General features: G+C 74.1%; 15 protein-coding genes. 5 read left to right on the top strand and 10 right to left on the bottom strand.

The window, feature by feature from the left end; translation table 11 throughout:
* The first annotated feature begins 24 nt into the window (after positions 1–24).
* Positions 25–492, top strand: coding sequence for a MarR family winged helix-turn-helix transcriptional regulator (locus BKA22_RS16475; RefSeq protein WP_179561832.1), 468 nt, complete (start codon positions 25–27; stop codon positions 490–492).
* 61 nt (positions 493–553) lie between these two features.
* Here the strand turns inward: BKA22_RS16475 and BKA22_RS16470 are convergent, their stop codons facing one another.
* The 8 genes from BKA22_RS16470 to BKA22_RS16435 form a co-directional block, all read right to left on the bottom strand.
* Complete coding sequence (locus tag BKA22_RS16470) at positions 554–2,008, bottom strand: aspartate aminotransferase family protein (RefSeq protein WP_146951819.1); 1,455 nt, start codon at positions 2,006–2,008, stop codon at positions 554–556.
* Positions 2,005–2,661, bottom strand: coding sequence for a carboxymuconolactone decarboxylase family protein (locus BKA22_RS16465; RefSeq protein WP_146951818.1), 657 nt, complete (start codon positions 2,659–2,661; stop codon positions 2,005–2,007). The genes BKA22_RS16470 and BKA22_RS16465 overlap by 4 nt, the downstream gene beginning before the upstream one ends.
* A 44-nt stretch (positions 2,662–2,705) precedes the next feature.
* A complete protein-coding gene (locus BKA22_RS16460) occupies positions 2,706–3,500 on the bottom strand; it encodes an ABC transporter ATP-binding protein (protein WP_146951817.1) in 795 nt (264 codons plus the stop codon).
* Positions 3,497–4,285, bottom strand: coding sequence for an ABC transporter ATP-binding protein (locus tag BKA22_RS16455; RefSeq protein WP_146951816.1), 789 nt, complete (start codon positions 4,283–4,285; stop codon positions 3,497–3,499). Before BKA22_RS16455 ends, BKA22_RS16460 begins: the two co-directional genes overlap by 4 nt.
* Entirely contained in the window at positions 4,266–5,294 is a 1,029-nt protein-coding gene (locus BKA22_RS16450; RefSeq protein WP_218866701.1) for an ABC transporter permease, read from the bottom strand. Before BKA22_RS16450 ends, BKA22_RS16455 begins: the two co-directional genes overlap by 20 nt.
* Positions 5,291–6,253: an ABC transporter permease gene (locus BKA22_RS16445; protein WP_146951815.1), complete on the bottom strand. Its 963-nt coding sequence runs from the start codon at positions 6,251–6,253 to the stop codon at positions 5,291–5,293. The genes BKA22_RS16450 and BKA22_RS16445 overlap by 4 nt, the downstream gene beginning before the upstream one ends.
* A 3-nt stretch (positions 6,254–6,256) precedes the next feature.
* Complete coding sequence (locus BKA22_RS16440; RefSeq protein ID WP_146951814.1) at positions 6,257–7,915, bottom strand: ABC transporter substrate-binding protein; 1,659 nt, start codon at positions 7,913–7,915, stop codon at positions 6,257–6,259.
* Positions 7,916–8,396: 481 nt separating this feature from the next.
* Entirely contained in the window at positions 8,397–9,287 is an 891-nt protein-coding gene (locus BKA22_RS16435; RefSeq protein WP_146951813.1) for an alpha/beta fold hydrolase, read from the bottom strand.
* A 178-nt stretch (positions 9,288–9,465) separates the two neighbouring features.
* Between BKA22_RS16435 and BKA22_RS16430 the strand changes: the two genes are divergently transcribed.
* Genes BKA22_RS16430 through BKA22_RS16420 form a run of 3 tightly spaced genes read left to right on the top strand, consistent with a single transcriptional unit; the run spans position 9,466 to position 12,799 of the window.
* Positions 9,466–10,374, top strand: a complete 909-nt coding sequence (locus BKA22_RS16430) for a tyrosine-protein phosphatase (protein WP_146951812.1) — start codon at positions 9,466–9,468, stop codon at positions 10,372–10,374.
* Positions 10,371–11,744, top strand: coding sequence for an O-acetylhomoserine aminocarboxypropyltransferase/cysteine synthase family protein (locus BKA22_RS16425; RefSeq protein ID WP_146951811.1), 1,374 nt, complete (start codon positions 10,371–10,373; stop codon positions 11,742–11,744). The genes BKA22_RS16430 and BKA22_RS16425 overlap by 4 nt, the downstream gene beginning before the upstream one ends.
* On the top strand, positions 11,741–12,799 hold the full coding sequence (locus tag BKA22_RS16420; RefSeq protein WP_146951810.1) for a P1 family peptidase: 1,059 nt from the start codon (positions 11,741–11,743) through the stop codon (positions 12,797–12,799). The genes BKA22_RS16425 and BKA22_RS16420 overlap by 4 nt, the downstream gene beginning before the upstream one ends.
* Positions 12,800–12,875: 76 nt before the next feature.
* On the opposite strand, the gene BKA22_RS16415 is transcribed toward BKA22_RS16420, so the two are convergent.
* The gene (locus tag BKA22_RS16415; RefSeq protein WP_146951809.1) at positions 12,876–13,829 is read right to left on the bottom strand and encodes a hypothetical protein; all 954 of its coding nucleotides are present in this window, start codon (positions 13,827–13,829) and stop codon (positions 12,876–12,878) included.
* Between the two features lie 118 nt (positions 13,830–13,947).
* Positions 13,948–14,928, bottom strand: coding sequence for a Gfo/Idh/MocA family protein (locus BKA22_RS16410; protein WP_146951808.1), 981 nt, complete (start codon positions 14,926–14,928; stop codon positions 13,948–13,950).
* 148 nt (positions 14,929–15,076) lie between these two features.
* On the opposite strand from BKA22_RS16410, the gene BKA22_RS16405 reads away from it, so the two are divergent.
* Entirely contained in the window at positions 15,077–16,729 is a 1,653-nt protein-coding gene (locus BKA22_RS16405; protein WP_146951807.1) for a molybdopterin-dependent oxidoreductase, read from the top strand.

Raw genomic sequence — 16,729 nt, 5'->3', positions numbered from 1 at the left:
AACGATGTCGGCTACCCTGGGCGCGTGCACAGCGATGCCCCACTCGGCGCCCCGGAGCGGGTACGACACCTCACGAGCTGGCGGCTCGGCCTCGTCAACCGGCGCGCGCACGACCTCGTAGCCGCCCGGCTCGGGGCCGAGGGCGTCACCGGGCGCCAGTACCGGCTGCTCGCCGCGCTCGCCGAGGCGGGCCCGAGCAGCCAGGCGCAGCTGGCCGACCGCGCGGGCCTCGACCGCGCCGACGTGGTCGACGCCGTGACCGCGCTCCTGCGTCGGGAGCTGCTCGACCGCGCAGGCGACCCCACGGACCGCCGGCGCAACGTCATCACGTCGACCGACGCCGGGCTGACCCTCCTCGCACGACTGGATGCGGAGGTCGCCGAGGCGCAGCGCGACCTGCTCGCGCCCCTCGACGAGGGCGAGCGCGGGCAGCTCGATCACCTCCTCGACCGCCTGCTCCTCAGGCACGGCGACGACCTCACCGAGGACTGATCGGCGGCCGGCGAGGCGCGACCTTCCTGGCGCCTCGCCGGCCCTGCCTCCACCACCGACGTCAGAGGCGGCTCGCCGCCCGGACCAGCACGTCACGCAGGATCGACTCGATGAGGTCGAACTCGGCCTGGCCCGAGGTGAGCGGCGGGGCGAGCTGGATGACCACGTCGCCGCGGTCGTCGGCACGGCAGTACAGGCCCGCCTCGTAGAGCGCCGGGTTGAGGAAGGCCCGCAGCCGGTCGGACTCCTTCTCCGTGAAGCGCTCCCGGGTCGCCGGGTCGCGGGTCAGCTCGAGGCCGAGGAAGTAGCCGGCGCCCCGTACGTCGCCGACGATCGGGATGTCGTACAGACGCTCGAGCGTCGCCTTGAAGGCCGGCCCGAGCGTGCGGACCCGGTCCACCAGGCCCTCGCGCTCGAGGATGTCCAGGTTCGCCAACGCCACGGCGGACGACACCGGGTGCCCGCCGAACGTGTAGCCGTGGGTGAAGACCGCCTCCCCCCTGCGGTACGGCTCGTAGACGCGATCGGAGACCAGCACGGCCCCGATCGGCGAGTAGCCCGAGGTCAGGCCCTTGGACGAGGTGATGATGTCGGGCACGTAGCCGAGGTCCGCGGAGGCGAAGATGCCGCCCGTGCGCCCGTACGCGCAGATCACCTCGTCCGAGACCAGCAGCACGTCGTACCGGTCGCAGATCTCCCGGACCCGCGCGAAGTACCCCGGCGGAGGGACGAAGCAGCCGCCGGAGTTCTGGACCGGCTCGACGAAGAGCGCGGCGACCGTGTCCGGCCCCTCGGCGAGGATCTGTCGCTCCACCTCGTCGGCGGCCCACCGTCCGTAGGCGACCTGGTCGTCCCAGAACTGCGGCTGCGACCGGTAGGCGTTCGTGTTGGGCACCTGCGAGGCCCCCTCGACGAGCGGGGTGTACGGCGCCTGGTAGCCGCCGATCCGGGTCAGCGACAGCGCGCCGTGCGTGGTGCCGTGGTAGGCACCGTCACGCGAGAGGACCTTGCGCTTGCCGGGCTTGCCGACCAGCTGCCAGTACTGCTTGGCGAGCTTCCACGCCGTCTCGACCGCCTCGCTGCCGCCCGTCGTGTAGAAGACGTGGTTCAGGTCTCCCGGCGCATAGTCCGCCAGGCGCTCCGCGAGATCGATGCCGGGCGTGTGCGCGTATCCCCACACCGGGAAGAACGCCAGATCGCGCGCCTGCTTCGCCGCGGCCTCGGCGAGCTCGTGGCGACCGTGACCGACCTGCACGACGAACAGACCCGAGAGGCCGTCGAACAACCGGTGGCCGTTCTGGTCCCAGAGGTACTCCCCCTCGGCCCTCACGATGGTCGTCACCTCGCCGCGGTCCCAGGCGTCCTGCCGCGTGAAGTGGCCCCACAGGTGGCGGCCCGCGGCCACCTCCCGGGGGGTGCCCTTGCGCGTGACCCCGGCGCCCGTGACCGGGGCTTGGGCGGAAGAGGCCTCGGTGGGCGCGGTCGACGGCGGGGTCGTCGCGTCGACGGCGGTCATGCCGACGCTCCCGAGGTCGCCGGCTCCACCACGATCGCCGGCACGATCGCCGGCACGATCGCCGGCACGAGCGCCGGCACGGCGTGCGTGCGCTCGTGCTCGGCCAGCTCGGCGGCGGCCTGGGCGGCCAGCTCGTCGGCCAGGTCGCGCAGACCCGGGTCGAGCTCGACCTCGAGGAACGAGTTGACGATGTTGTTCCCGATCATGAGGATCCCGAACCCGACGAGCGCCACCAGGCCCTCGGCGCCGTACCGCTCACGCAGCCGCCCGACCAAGGCCCGGTCAGCCCGGTGCGCCGAGGCGATCGACCGGCCGAACGCGGCCAGGTCCTCCTCGACAGGGTCCAGGTCGCGGCCGTTGATGTCCTCGCCCCGGTTCTTCAAGGACCGCCGGAAGTACGTGGTGCACAGCAGGCACTCGTTCTCCGTGGAGATCGCGAACGAGTAGACGACCGCGCCGCGTGCACCCGTGAACTGCTCGACCTGCGCGTACAGCGGGTACCAGTCCATCAGCGTGTCGTAGGACGGCAGGTGGTTGAGCAGGGCCCGCTTCATGTGCGTCGGGTCGGCACCCGATCGTTCGACCTCGGCGTCCCAGCGGCGCCGTCCTTCCTCGTCGAGGTCGTCGCGGGTGACCAGGGGTACGTGTGCCATCGTGCTTCCTTCCGTTCAGCCGCCGGGGGGCGGAGGGGTGCGGCTCAGGGCGTGGGTGCAGGGATCCGTGGGACCGCGGCGAGCAGCTCGCGGGTGTAGGCGGCTGCCGGGGCGGTCAGGACCGTCTCGGCCGGGCCGTGCTCGACGACGCGACCGTCGTGCAGGACGTGCACGCGTGCGGCCAGGTGCTGCACGAGACCGATGTCGTGGCTGACGAGCACCACGCCCATGCCCCGCTCCTCGTGCAGCTCGCGCAGGAGGTCGAGCACCTGCGCGCGGATCGTGACGTCCAGCGCGCTCAACGGCTCGTCGCCGACCAGCAGGCGTGGACCGTGCACGATCGCCCGAGCCAGCGCGACCCGCTGCCGCTGACCGCCGGACAGCTCGTGCGGGTACTGACGGGCGCGCCAGGCGTGCAGGCCGACCCGTTCGAGCACCTGCGCGACCTGGCGGTCGTGGTCGCCCGGGACCCGCAGGGCCCGCAAGGGCTGGCCGACCGCGTGCCCGACGGTGCGGCGCGGGTCGAGGGACGCGTACGGGTCCTGCAGCACGATGCCCGTCTCACGCCGCAGCCACCGCGTCCGGGACGCCGGACCGGGGGTCACCTCGCGTCCGCCGAAGCGCACCTGCCCCGAGGTGGCCGCATCCAGGCCGAGCAGGATGCGCACGAGCGTCGACTTGCCGGAGCCGGACTCGCCGATGATCGCGACGGTCTCGTGCTCGTCGATGTCGATGTCGACGCCCACGAGGGCCTCCCGGACGGGCGCGGGCCCGCGCAGGCTCGTGCGCGGCAGCAGGTAGCGGCGACTGATGGCGCGGCCGGTCAGCAGGGCGGTCATGCGTGCACCGCCGGGGACCAGCCCGTGGCCAGGGCGGCCCGTGCGAGCTCGCGGGCCACGGGATGGGTCGGCGCGTGCACCAGGCTCGCGACCGGTCCCCGCTCCACGACCCGTCCGTCCGCCATGACCAGGGCGTCGCCGCCCATCTGCGCGAGCAGCGCGATGTCGTGGGTGACGAACACCAACGAGAGACCGGACGCCTCGACGAGCTCGTCGAACAGCTCGATGACACCGCGCTGCACCGTGACGTCGAGCGCGGTCGTCGGTTCGTCCGCGATGAGCAGGCGCGGGCCGGCAGCCAACGCCATGGCGATCGCGACGCGCTGTCGCTGGCCGCCGGACAGCTGGTGCGGGTAGCGCCGCACGAGCTGTCCGGGGTCCGGGAGCGCGACGCTCGAGGCGAGCCGGACGGCGTGCTGCCGGGCCTCGCGCCGGGGCAGGCCGTAGTGGATGCGCAGCGGTTCGGCGATCTGGTTGCCGACCGTGCGGATCGGGTCCAGGGCGGTGCTCGGCTCCTGGAAGACGATGCCGATCTCGCGCCCGCGGACGGAGGCGAGCGCATGCTCGTCGATCCCGAGGAGCTCGCGTCTCTCCCACCGGATGCTCCCGGTGGCCCGGGCGCCGTCGGGCAGCAGGCCGAGCACGGCCAGCATGGTCAGCGACTTGCCGGAGCCGGACTCGCCGATCACGCCGAGCCGCTCCCCCGCCTCGAGCGTGAACGAGACGCCGTCGACGACCGTGCGCCCGCCGATCTGCACGACGAGGTCACGCACCTCGAGCGCCATGGGTCACCTCCGTCCGCCGTGGTCTGCTCAGGTCGGGTCTGCTCAGGTCGGGTCTGCTCAGGTCGGGTCTGCTCAGGTCGGGTCTGCTCAGCTCGGGTCGGCTCAGGTCGGGCACGAGGACGCCTTCGGGCACGAGGAGCGGCGGCTCCGCACCGGGTGCGGGCACCTCGGCCGGGACGCGTCCACGGCGGAGCCGGGGGTCGGTGACCTCGCGCAGGGCGTCGCCGAGCAGGTTCAGCGCCAGCACCGTGACGGCGATGGTCAACCCGGGCCAGACGACGGACAGCGGTGCGACACCGACGTAGGCCTGGGCGTCGGCGAGCGAACGCCCCCAGGAGGGTGTCGATGCCGGTGCGCCGTAGCCGAGGTACGTCAGCCCCGCCTCGGCGAGGATGGCGGTGCCCGCGGCGGTGGACAGCTGCACGATGAGGACGGGGCTGATGCCCGGCAGCACGTGCTGGCGCAGACGACCCAGGGCACCGACGCCTGCGGCCCTCGCGGCGAGGGTGATGTCGGAGGCGTTGATGCGCACCACGTCGGGGCGGGTGACCCGGGCGACGTTGACCCCCGTGCCGAACCCGACGGCGATGACGACGACGAGCAGGGAGCCGCCGAACGGTGCCGCCAGGAGCATCGCGAGCAGCAGCACGGGGAACGCGACGAGGACGTCGACGAGCACGACGACGGGTTCCGCCCAGCGTGGGGGCAGGAGGCCGCCCAGGGCGGCGAGCGGAAGCCCGATCGCCGCGGCGACCACCGTGGATGCGAGGACCACGACGACCGTGGTGCGCGAGCCTGCGAGCAACCACGAGGCGACGTCGCGGCCGATCCGGTCGGTGCCGAGCAGGTGGGTGAGCGAGGGACCCTGCCAGGCCGCGGAGGCGTCGGCGGCCAGGAGCGGGTGGGGTGTCCACACGAGCGAGAGCGCGGCGGCCAGGAGCACGGCGACCACGACCGTGAGGCCGAAGGCGCCGCCGGGCCGGCGCAGGAGCGCGCGCAGGAGCCTCATGCGGCGGCCCTGCGCTGACGGGGGTCGATGACGCGGTGCGTGACGTCGACGAGGAGCCCGATGAGCAGGACGAGCCCGGTGAGCAGCAGGACCTCGCTCTGCACCTTGACCAGGTCCCGCTGGCCCACGTCGTCGGCCAGCATGCGACCCATGCCGGGCAGGGCGAACAGCGCCTCGACGAGGACCGCGCCCGTGACCAGGGAGGCCGCCTGCAGGGCGATGACGGACAGCACGGCGAGCGAGGCGTTGGGCAGCCCGTGCCGCAGGACGGCCTGGGTGCGGGTCAGGCCCTTGGCGGCGGCCGTCCGGATGTACTCCTGCGGGAGGGCCTCGAGGATCGCCGAGCGGACGAAGCGCAGGATGACGGCACCCTCGACGATGCCGATGGTGAGGGCGGGCAGGATCAGGGCGGACAGCGCGGCGCCGGGCTGCGCCCAGCCGTCGCGGGGGAACCCCTGGCTGGGCAGCACGGGGACGAGCCCGACGCCCTTGCCGAGCAGCACTACCAGCAGCAGACCCGCCCACAGGACGGGGACCGCGGCGACCGCCTGCGCGCCGGCACTGACGGCGACCCCGGAGGCACGCCGGTGGCGCAGCCCGGACCAGACACCGAGCGGGACGCCGAGCAGGATCGCGACGCTCAGGCCGAGCACGCACAGCGGGATGGTCACCGACAGCTTCTCCGCGAGCTCGGAGCCGATGGGGGTGCCCGTGAGCAGCGAGTCCCCGAGGTCGAACCGGACCAGCCCGCCCAGCCAGTGCAGGTACTGGCTGAGCAGGGGCTGGTCCAGTCCGTACGCCTCGCGGATCGCGTCGATCTGCTCGGGTGTGGCCTTGACGCCTCCGATGACCTGGGCGACGTCCCCGGGCAGCACGCGCAGCACGCCGAACACGATCGCGCTGGTGACGAGCAGCCCGAGGACGAAGAGCCCGAGCCGGCGCAGGACGTAGAGGGCCACAGGTCAGGCCTGGTCCACGGTCACGCCGGTGACGTCGAGCCGGGAGTTGATGGCGTCGGTGGGGAACCCGTGGACGGAGTCGGCCACGGCGGTCAGCGTGCGGAAGTTCGTCAGCCAGTCGGCGGCGGCGTCCTGGGAGACGATCCGCGCGGCCTGCGCGAGCAGGTCGTCAGCCGCATCCGTCGAGGTCGCCACCGACGCCTGGGCGACGAGGTCCTGGACCTGGGCGTTGTCGTAGGCGAAGTAGTAGGTCGGGTCGGCCCAGCTGGCGAAGTCGTGGCTCTCGGCGTGGTCGACGATGCTCAGCTGGTAGTCCTTGTTCGTGTAGACGTCCTCGAGCCAGGTGCTGAACTCCACGCTCTCGACGGTCAGCGTGATGCCCGCCTCGGCCAGCTGCGAGGTGAGCAGGTCGGCCAGCGTCGTGCCGTAGAACGACGGGATCGTGAGCGTGAGGTCGAGCCCGTCGGCGTAGCCGGCCTGGGCGAGCAGGTCCTTCGCCTTGGCGACGTCGTGCGGGTAGAGGTCGGTGAGGTCCTCGTACCCGGGATCTCCCGGGGCGATCGGACCGCCGAGCAGGGCGTCGACGCCACCGCGGGCCTCGACGAGCGCGGGGTGGTCGATCGCGGAGCGGATGGCCTGGCGGACCCGCAGGGCGTCGAGCGGGGCGACCGCGTTGTTGAACGCGAGCACGAACTTGTCGGTCGCGTCGCCCTCGACCAGCTCGACGTCGTCCCTGGTCACCTGCTCGGCGAGGATCGCGTCGATGGGCGCGAGCACGTCGAGGTCACCGGAGTCGAGCGCGTTGATCGCCGCGTTGGTGTCGGTCAGGTAGCGGAAGACGACGGTCCCCACACCTGCGGGCGCGGAGCCCCAGTAGTCGGGGTTCGCCACGAGGGTCAGCGAGTCACCCTGCTTCCACGAGTCCAGGAGGAAGGGCCCGGAACCGATCGCCGTGGTCTGCCGGTCGTTGGTCGCGTCGGCGTCCAGGACGAGACCGGCGCGGCCGGACAGCGCCCACTCCAGGTCGGGATCAGGGGCGTTGAGCGTGATCACGACCGTCGTGTCGTCGGGCGCCGTGACGTCCGCGACCGGGGCGAGCAGGGCGGAGTCGACACCTTCGGACGTGACGAGGTCGTCGAGCGACCACACCACGTCCTGCGAGGTCAGCGCGTCACCGTTGGAGAACGTCGCCCCCGCGGCGAGCGTGAAGGTGTACGTGGTGGCGTCCTCGGACACGGTCCACTCGGTGGCGAGCCCCGGGCCCACCGTGCCGTCGGCGGTCCGGGACAGCAGGCCCTCGTAGACGTTGTCGATGAGCACCTGGTCGAGCGCGACGCCCGAGGTGGTGCGGATGTCGAGGTTCGTCGGCTCGAGCGTCAGACCGACCGTCAGCGTGGAGGTGGCCCCGCCCGCCGCGTCGTCACCGGCCGCGGCCGGCTCGGCGCCGCGCGTCGCCGTGAGCACGACCCCGGCGACGACCGCGGCCGCGACACCGGCTGCTGCCGCACCGATCCAGGTGTTGCGGCGCCTGTTCTGCGCGCGCCGGTCGACGAGCACGGGTGCTGCCGCCTGCTCGGGGGCGGGGACCTGCTCGGGCTCCGTGCTCGGGTCGGGTGCGGTGCCAGGGTCGGGTGCGGTGCTCGGGTCGGGTGCGGTGCTCATGAGAGCTCCTCTCGGGAGGCAGGGCAGAGGGATGGCTGAGGCGAGACAGAGGGAGGCAGCGGCGCCGGAGTGCCCGCGACCGCTGCGTACGGCGGCCTCGGCCCGGCGCTCGTCGGGGCCGTGCCGGGGCACGCAGGCTCGCGGCGAGCGTCGAGGTCCGGCAGGGGCGCGGCAGCGGACGGCCGGCGAGCACGGCCGATCCGAGGGCGCGGCGCGAGCGCACGGCGCTCGACCGGTGCGGTCCACGGCGCTCCGGGACCGGTCGTCGCAGGACCGGTCGCCGCGCACGACCGCGGGACGGGCGCGTCAGGCGCCGGACGACGTCCTGCGACATCGCGGGCCGCCGACGAGCGCGACGGGACACAGGCGCGCGGCCACGGGGGCACGGTCCTGGCCGGTCACGTTCGGTCGGGTGGGCATGGGTGCATCGAAGCCTGCCGGTCGACGCAGCGCAGCGGTGCGCCTGTCAGCCGAACCGTTGTTACGAAACATCCGCGCCCGCGACCTGCACCAACACCTCGGCCAGCGCGCGCGGGGCGTCCTCCTGGACGTTGTGCCCGGCCCCCACGCGCAGCACCCGGGCCTGCGGGCGCAGGCGGGCGAGCTCGTCCACCGAGGCCTGCCCGACCAGGCTGCGGGAGGCGAGCACGAGGTCCAGCGGGCTCTCGAGCGCGCCGATCGCGGCCCACGAGCCGGGCACGTCCAGGTCGGGGATCGCCGCGGGGCCGAGCGTGGCCAGGTGGTGCTTCCACACGACGGAGCCGTCCGGTGCGATCCGGGTGTTGAGCTCGACGGCGCGCGCCAGACGGCTGCGGGACCCGCCCAGCCCGAACGCCAGGGCACGTTCGACGATCTCCTCGCGTGAGGCGAAGCTCGTCGGTCCGGCGAGGAACTGCGCGACCTCGACGGCCGCGCCCGGGGGCACGGGGAGGATGTCGACGAGGACGACCCGCCTGCTCGGCAGCCCTGCCGCGACCCGCACGGCGGTCAGACCACCCAGGGACTGCCCGACGAGCACGGGACGCTCAGCGAGGAGCCCCTCGGACTGCCACGTCCGCAGCGCGTCCAGGAGGGCGGGTGCCAGGGTCGTCGGCCGGTAGTCGCCGTCGGTGCGCCAGTCGGACTCGCCGTGGCCGGGCAGGTCGACCGCGAGCGCGGGGACGTCCCAGTGCAGCAGGGTGCCGTCCCAGGTGTGGGCGTTGAGGGCTGCGCCGTGCAGGAGGACGACGCGGGCGGGTTCGTCGTGCCAGGCGAGGGCGCTGATCCGGCCGTCGGGGGTGGGGGTGGTGACCCTGCGGAGGGCCGGGAGGGGTGCGTGCAGGCCGAGGTCGGCGGCTTCGGCGGCGAGGTGGTGGTGCGTGTCGTGGGTCATCGGGTCTCCGGGTGCGGGGTTCGGGTGGGTGGGGGTGCAGGTATAGCAGCGCGTGCTCGGGGGGCGGTTTACGTCGTCTCGCGGTCGTGACCTGCGGCTGGGTGGTGCGGGGGGCGGGGCTAGCGTCGCGTGCCACGGTCCGGCGTGCGGGCTCCGAGCAGACGGGTGGCGGTCGTCCATGGGCATCGCGGAGGGCGGCGACGCTCGGGTGGTCCGGGCCGGTGAGGAGCGGGTGCTGCGTGCGGGCTCGTTCGTGAACCTGCGGGACGTGGGCGGGTACCGGGCCGGACGTGCCGAGGGTGCGGGACGTGCGGGGCGGGTGACGCGGTGGCGTCGGTTGCTGCGGGCCGATCTGCCGGCCGGTGCGGGGCGCCGGGAGGCCGAGGGGATCCTCGCTCTGGGAGTGCGGCGGGTGGTGGACCTGCGGGACGCGGCGGAGCGGGCCGAGGTGCCCTCGCCGTTCCGGGCGGCGGGTCTGGACGTGGTGGACGTGCCGTTGTTTGGGGGGTCGGCGGAGTCGTTGGTGGCTGCGGGGGTGAGCCTGCCGGGCTTGTACGCGCACCTGCTGGGTGAGCGCGGGGAGTCGTTGGCCGAGGCGGTGCGGGTGGTGGCGTCGGGGTCGTCGCCGGTGCTGGTGCACTGCACGGCGGGCAAGGACCGGACGGGGTTGACGGTGGCGCTCGCGCTGGCGGCGGTCGGTGTGGATCGCGCGACGGTGGTGGCGGACTACGCGGTGACGCAGGACCTGCTGGCGGGTGCGTGGCTGGAGCGGCGGGTCGCGGAGCTGGAGGCGCATCACGGTGCGGGTCTGGGTGATCGGGTCGAGCTGCTGGGCGGGTCGCCGCCGCGGGTCCTCGAGGAGGCGCTGGTCGAGGTGGAGCGGCGGTGGGGTTCGGTGCACGGGTACCTGGTCGCGCACGGGTTGGACCCGGCCGAGCTGGCGGCGCTGCGCGCGTTCCTGACGGTCGGCGCGGACGCGGCGGATCCGGTGGAGGTTCCGGCGGTGGAACGGGCTGCGGATCGGGCTGCGGGCGGGGTGGGTCCTCGCGACGAGCGGGGCCTGGCGACCGTGGGTCGTGCGGGTTGAGCTCGGGGTGGGGGTTCACGACGACGCAGGTGCATGCCGGTCAGGTGCCGGACCCGGTGACGGGCTCGCGTGCGTTGCCGATCCATCAGACGACGGCGTACGTGTTCCCTGATGCGGACGCTGCGGCGGGTCGGTTCGCGGGGACGCAGGACGGCTTCACGTACGGCAGGCTGAACAACCCGACGCAGGCGGCCGTGGAGGAGCGCATCACGGCGTTGGAGGGTGGTGCGGCCGGCCTGCTGGTGGCGTCGGGTCAGGCGGCGGTCGTCTACACGGTCCTGACGTTGGCGCATGCCGGTGACCATCTGGTCTCGAGCCCGAGCCTGTACGGGGGGACCCGGACGTTGTTCGCGCAGAACCTGCGCAAGCGGGGCATCACGACGACGTTCGTCGACGACCCGGGCGATCCGGCGGCGTGGGCGCGCGCGGTGCGGCCGCGTACGAAGGCGTTCTTCGCGGAGTCGTTGCCGAACCCGCGCGGTGACGTGCTCGACATCGAGGCGGTCGCGGCGGTGGCGCACCGGGCGGGGGTGCCCCTGGTGGTCGACAACACGGTCGGGACGCCGTACCTGGTGCGGCCGATCGAGTGGGGCGCCGATGTCGTGGTGCACTCGGCGAGCAAGTTCCTGGCCGGGCACGGGGCTGCGCTGGCGGGGTCGATCGTGGATGCGGGGCGGTTCGACTACGGGGCGGACCCGCAGCGGTGGCCGGACTTCACGTCGCCGGTGCCGGGGTACGGCGACCTGGTGATCGCCCGGGACTTCGGGGCGTCGGGGTGGTTGGGCGTGGACGGGGTCGACCTGTCGTTCATCGTCAAGGCGCGCCTGGAGCAGGCGCACGACATCGGGGCGGCGGTGGCGCCCTTCACGGCGTTCCTGGTGGCGCAGGGGTTGGAGACGCTGTCGTTGCGGATGGAGCGGCACGTGGCCAACGCCGGGGCGGTCGCGCGGTGGCTCGATGCCCGCCCGGACGTGGCCTCGGTGACGTACTCGGGCCTGCCGGGGTCGCCGTGGGCGGCGTTGGCCCGCAGGTACACCCCCCGGGGGCCGGGCGCGATCGTGGGCCTGGAGCTGCCCGGTGGTGAGCGGGCGGGCAGGGCGTTCGTCTCGGCGCTGCGTCTGCACTCGCACGTGGCGAACATCGGTGACGTGCGGTCGTTGGTGATCCATCCGGCGAGCACGACGCACGGGCAGCTGAGTGCGGCCGAGCAGCTGCAGGCAGGGATCACGCCGGGGTTCGTGCGGTTGTCGGTCGGGATCGAGGATCTCGACGACATCTTGGAGGACCTGGACGTGGGGTTCGAGGCGGTGCGCGCGCTGGGCCTGGCGGGTGTGGCACCGGCGGAGCGGGTGGGCGTGGTGGGCTCGTGAGCGAGGTCGGGTCGATCACGGACGTCGCGGGGATCCGGGTCGGGCACAGCACCCGGATCGGGGACGGGTGGCTCACGGGCGTGACCGTGGTGCTGCCGCCTCCCGGGACGTTGGGTGCCGTGGACGTGCGCGGCGGGGCACCGGGGACGCACGAGACGGACGCGCTGGCGGTGGGTGCCGCCGCGCCGTACCCGCATGCGCTCGTGCTCACCGGCGGGAGCGCGTACGGGTTGGTGGCGGCCGCGGGCGTGCAACGGTGGTGCGCGCAGCAGGGGCTCGGGCACCCTGTCGGTCCGCTGCCCCACCAGGTGGTGCCGGTCGTCCCGGCCGCTGCGGTCTACGACCTGGGTCGTGGGGGCGACTTCGGTGCCCACCCCACCCTGGAGATGGGGTACGAGGCGGCGCTCGCCGCCGGGGCCTCGGGCTCGGGTGGCCCGGTCGCCCGCGGGACGGTCGGCGCGGGCACGGGTGCGACGGTGGTGAACGAGGCGTTCAAGGGCGGTGTGGGCACCGCCTCGGTGCGGGTGCCCGTCACCGACGGGGAGGTGGTCGTCGGCGCGCTGGTCGTGGTGAACGCCTTCGGCACCCCGGTGGTAGCCGGTGCTGTCGCCGACCTGCCGCCACGGGTCGACGGGCAGGTGGCCCCACCGCTGAACACCGTCCTGGTCGTGGTCGCGACCGACGCCCGGCTCAGCGGCGGACAGCTGCACCGCACGGCCTCGGCCGGTCACGACGGACTGGCTCGTGCTCTCGACCCGACGCACACGCTCGCCGACGGCGACACGGTCTTCGCGCTCGCCACCGGGGCGGTCGTCCTGCCGGGCGACGACGGCACGGGCGACCCGCGGCCCGTGCGGGACGTGCTGCTGGCCATCCAGGCGGCCTCGGCGCACGCGGTCCAGGCCGCGGTGCTCGACGCGGTCCGGTCGGCCACGGCAGTGCTGACACCTGCGGTCGACCTGGCGCCGTACCCCCTCGGGGCACTCCCCCTCACACCCCTGCCCCGCGAACCTCTCCCCCACGCGACGTCGTCGGGTTCCACGGGCCGCGACTGAGCCGCGCGGGGCTCTGAGGTCGAGCGCCGGGACCAGGCGATCGGTCAGGTGCCGACGGGTGTCGACGGGTGCACCGTCACGGGCCGGGCGGCGCCCGGTGCCTGCGGGCCGGCCCCGGGGCAGCCTTCGACCGGAAGTTCCGGCGCCACCAGGCGAGCACGCCTGTCACCGCGGCACCGGCGGCGACCGTGATCATCACGATCGTGTCCCAGCTCGCGGCCCACCAGTCACCGGCGCGACGGACGAGCGGGGTGTGGACGTCGACAGCCGTGACGTACTCCAGCACCTCGGTGTCCTGCCCGCCGACCTGCTCACCCAGCTGCGTCTCGAGCCGGGCATCGGGCTGGGCATCGAGCAGCGCGCCGGCGTCGACGGACACGGCAGGGCGGATCTCGAGTCGGACGTCGCCGGCGTTCGTCGTGCTGGCCCCCACCGCCCAGGTCCACGTGACGACGCCCGACGGCGTGAGCGTGCGTGTCCGCCACTCCTGGTCGCCGACGTCGAGACCGTCTCCGAGGGGCGTGAGCCTGGCCGCGATGCCGCACCGGGCGAAGACGTCGACGGACGTGGGCGAGGGGCCCGGTACGTGGGCTTGCGGGGGCGCGGGCACGTCGTTCATGTCCAGAGCGACCACGTAGGGGGCGGAGTCGCCGAGCTCGACGTCGAGCCGCAACGGGTAGTCGAGGCGCCCCTGCCCCCAGATGTCGCCGCCGGCCAGGCACTGCGCGAGGAACGCCTCGAGATCGGGGGCGACCTCGACCGTGGGCTCCTGCGACGGCCCCTCCGGGAGCAGCTCCTCGGGGTCGAGGTCGTCCGGGGCGACGCCTGACCTGCTCGGCGAGGGCGACGGCAGTGCCGGCGTCGGGACCGAGGTCGGGGCCGGCGACCCGGACGGACCGCAGCCGGCCACCAGCCCGACCGTCGACCAGACGATCAGGCCTGCGACCAGCAGCCCCCGGGCGGAGCGGCTCGGGGCGCGCGCACGGCGGGTGTCCCGGCCGCCTCCGCCGGGGTCGGAGCTCGAGCCCATCGGTCACCCCCGGGCACGTCCAACGTCGTGGCTACACAGATCGGGCCTTCACCCGGAGGAGCCGCGGGCCGACGGGAAGATACGGGGCGCAGCCCGGCGAGCGCACCGCCGATGGTGATCAGCCTTCCACGGGCTGCCGGGGTGACAAGCCGGCAGCGACGTCCGCCGCGTCGACCACGCGCATCGAACGCACCGCCTCGGCAGGATCGGTGACGACCGGTCCGCCGTGCAGCACCGCCTCGGCGAACGCACGCAGCATGAAGACGTAGGTCGGCGTGGGGTCGAGCTGCTCCTGGGTGCGCCCGTCGGCCGTCTCGACGACCAGGTGGCCGCCCATCTGCGGGTGGTACGGCAGGTGGACGCGCAGCGTGCCCGTGGTGCCCACGATCGTGGCCTCGGCCTCGGGCTGGTCCTGCACCATGCTGGCGCGCACCGTGCCGTCGACACCGCCGGGCAGGTCCAGCCGCACGGTGATCGAGCCATCGACACCGTCGACCTCGACCGCGCTCGCCGCACGCACGACCGGGGTGCCGAAGACCGTCTGCAGGAACCGCAGCGGGTACACGCCCAGGTCCATGAGGGCACCGCCGCCCAGGGCCTGCTGCCAGCGGATGTCGCCGCGGTCGGCGATGTCGACGAGGAAGGTCGCCTCGGCGGTGCGCGGCTCACCGATCACGCCCTGGTCGAGCAGCTCGCGCACGCGTGCCCACGCGGGGTGGTGCTGGGCGTGCATCGCCTCCATGACGACCAGCCCCGTGCCGTCCGCGAGCGCGGCGATCCGCGCGGCTTCGTCGGCGTTGGCGGTGAAGGGCTTCTCGCACAGGACGTGCTTGCCCGCGGCGAGGGCGCGGGCGGTCCACAGGCCGTGCAGGGAGGCGGGGGTGGGGATGTAGATCGCGTCGACGTCGGGGTCGGCGAGCAGGGTGTCGTAGTCGGCCAGGACGCGCGGGATGCCGTGCTGGGCGGCCAGGGCGGTGGCACGGTCCAGGTCGCGGGCGGCGATGGCGGTGACGGTGAGGTCGGGGACGTCGCGGGCGGGGTCGATGACGGCGGTCTGCAGGATCTTGGCGGCGCCGAGGACGCCGAGGCGCACGCTCATGCGCACATCTCCGTTCGAGGGGCGGATCGGGCGTGCAGGGGGACGACGCCGTCGGTCACGACCCTAGCGGCGGCGGACGGGGGCGTCGGCCGCCGGTGTGCGGACGTGGGGTCGTGACACGGACGTGCCGGGGGGTCAGGCTCGGGGCATGCAGCGCGCACGTACGGCAGGACCGGCCGGCGAGGGTTCCTCCGAGGGCACGCTCGTGCCCTCGGGTCGTCGGGGCCCGGGGTGGGTGTGGGGTGCGTCGGCCGGGGTGGTCGCGGCGGCGGTGACGTTGGGCGTGGCGCAGCTGGTGGCTGCGCTCGTGGACCCGGGCGGTGCACCTCTGGGGGCGGTCGGGGACGCGTTCATCGACCTGACGCCGGCGTGGTTGAAGGACCTGGCGGTCGGGCTGTTCGGCGTGCACGACAAGTCGGCGCTGCTGGTGGGCATGGTGGTGGTGATCGGGGTGCTGGCCGGGGCGACGGGGGTGCTGGCCGTGCGACGGCCGCCGGCGGGGACGGCGGCGGTGCTCCTGCTCGGTGCGGTCGGGGCTGCGGCGGCGTGGTCGCGGCCGGGTGCGACGGCGGGTGCCGGGCTGCCGAGCCTGGTGGGTGCGGCGGCGGGTGCGGTGGCGTTGAGCGTGCTGGTCCGGTCCCTGCGGTCGGCCGAGGCGGCTGCGAGCGCCCGGACGGCTCGTTCGGCGCGGGTCGCGGCCGGCACCGGGTCGACGCCGGTCGTGGCGGAGCCCGATCGTCGGGGGTTCTTGCGGCTGGTCGCCGGTTTGACGGCCGGGGCTGCTGTGGCGGGTGTGGTCGGTGCGGTGGCGGGTGGGGCCCGTCGCACGGTGTCGGCGGCACGGGCGGTGCTGGTGCTCCCCCGGGCGACGCGCTCAGCGGCTCCTGTTCCGGTCGGGGCGCAGTCGCCGGTGGCGGGGGTGGTGGACGTGGTGACGGCGAACGGGGACTTCTACCGGATCGACACGGCGTTCACGGTGCCGCAGGTGGATCCGGCGACGTGGTCGTTGCGGGTGCACGGGATGGTCGAGCAGGAGGTCGTGCTCGGGTTCGACGAGCTCGTGGGCGCGGACCTGGTGGAGGCGTTCGTGACGTTGGCGTGCGTGTCGAACCCGGTGGGTGGGGACCTGGTGGGTAACGCGCGGTGGTTGGGGCTGCCCGTGCGGGAGGTGCTGGCCCGGGCGCGCCCGTTGCCGGGGGCGGACATGGTGCTCTCGCGCAGCGTGGACGGGTTCACCGCCTCGACGCCGCTGCCGGTGCTGCTGGACGACCGGGACGCGTTGCTGGCGGTGGGGATGAACGGTGAGCCGTTGCCGGTGGAGCACGGGTTCCCGGTGCGGATGGTCGTGCCGGGCCTGTACGGGTACGTGTCGGCGACGAAGTGGGTGGCCGAGCTGGAGGTCACGCGGTTCGCGGACCAGGAGGCGTACTGGACGACCCGCGGCTGGTCGGCGCGGGGGCCGGTGAAGACGTCCTCGCGGATCGAGGTGCCGCGCTCGGGCGCCCGGGTCGCGGCGGGTCCCCTCGACGTGGGTGGGACGGCGTGGGCGCAGCACACCGGGATCACGGGTGTGCAGGTGCAGGTCGACGACGGTCCGTGGCAGCCGGCGGTGCTCGCGGAGGAGATCTCGGTGGACACCTGGCGGCAGTGGTCGTTCCGGTGGGAGGCCACCGCGGGTGAGCACGTCCTGCGGGTGCGGGCCACGGACCCGGTCGCGGGGGCGCAGACGGGCGAGCCGGCGGACGTGGCTCCGGACGGCGCGACGGGGTGGCACCAGGTGACGATCACGGTGAACGACTGA

Source organism: Cellulomonas soli, assembly GCF_013409305.1.
GTDB classification, from domain to species: Bacteria; Actinomycetota; Actinomycetes; order Actinomycetales; family Cellulomonadaceae; genus Cellulomonas; species Cellulomonas soli.
This window is presented reverse-complemented; position numbering and strand designations above follow the sequence as displayed.

Excerpts from the sequence above, each read along its gene's own strand:
- BKA22_RS16470 (WP_146951819.1), bottom strand. The coding sequence starts at position 2,008 with ATGACCGCCGTCGACGCGACGACCCCGCCGTCGACCGCGCCCACCGAG.
- BKA22_RS16465 (WP_146951818.1), bottom strand. The coding sequence starts at position 2,661 with ATGGCACACGTACCCCTGGTCACCCGCGACGACCTCGACGAGGAAGGA.
- BKA22_RS16460 (WP_146951817.1), bottom strand. The coding sequence starts at position 3,500 with ATGACCGCCCTGCTGACCGGCCGCGCCATCAGTCGCCGCTACCTGCTG.
- BKA22_RS16455 (WP_146951816.1), bottom strand. The coding sequence starts at position 4,285 with ATGGCGCTCGAGGTGCGTGACCTCGTCGTGCAGATCGGCGGGCGCACG.
- BKA22_RS16450 (WP_218866701.1), bottom strand. The coding sequence starts at position 5,294 with ATGAGGCTCCTGCGCGCGCTCCTGCGCCGGCCCGGCGGCGCCTTCGGC.
- BKA22_RS16440 (WP_146951814.1), bottom strand. The coding sequence starts at position 7,915 with ATGAGCACCGCACCCGACCCGAGCACCGCACCCGACCCTGGCACCGCA.
- BKA22_RS16435 (WP_146951813.1), bottom strand. The coding sequence starts at position 9,287 with ATGACCCACGACACGCACCACCACCTCGCCGCCGAAGCCGCCGACCTC.
- BKA22_RS16430 (WP_146951812.1), top strand. The coding sequence starts at position 9,466 with ATGGGCATCGCGGAGGGCGGCGACGCTCGGGTGGTCCGGGCCGGTGAG.
- BKA22_RS16415 (WP_146951809.1), bottom strand. The coding sequence starts at position 13,829 with ATGGGCTCGAGCTCCGACCCCGGCGGAGGCGGCCGGGACACCCGCCGT.
- BKA22_RS16410 (WP_146951808.1), bottom strand. The coding sequence starts at position 14,928 with ATGAGCGTGCGCCTCGGCGTCCTCGGCGCCGCCAAGATCCTGCAGACC.
- BKA22_RS16405 (WP_146951807.1), top strand. The coding sequence starts at position 15,077 with ATGCAGCGCGCACGTACGGCAGGACCGGCCGGCGAGGGTTCCTCCGAG.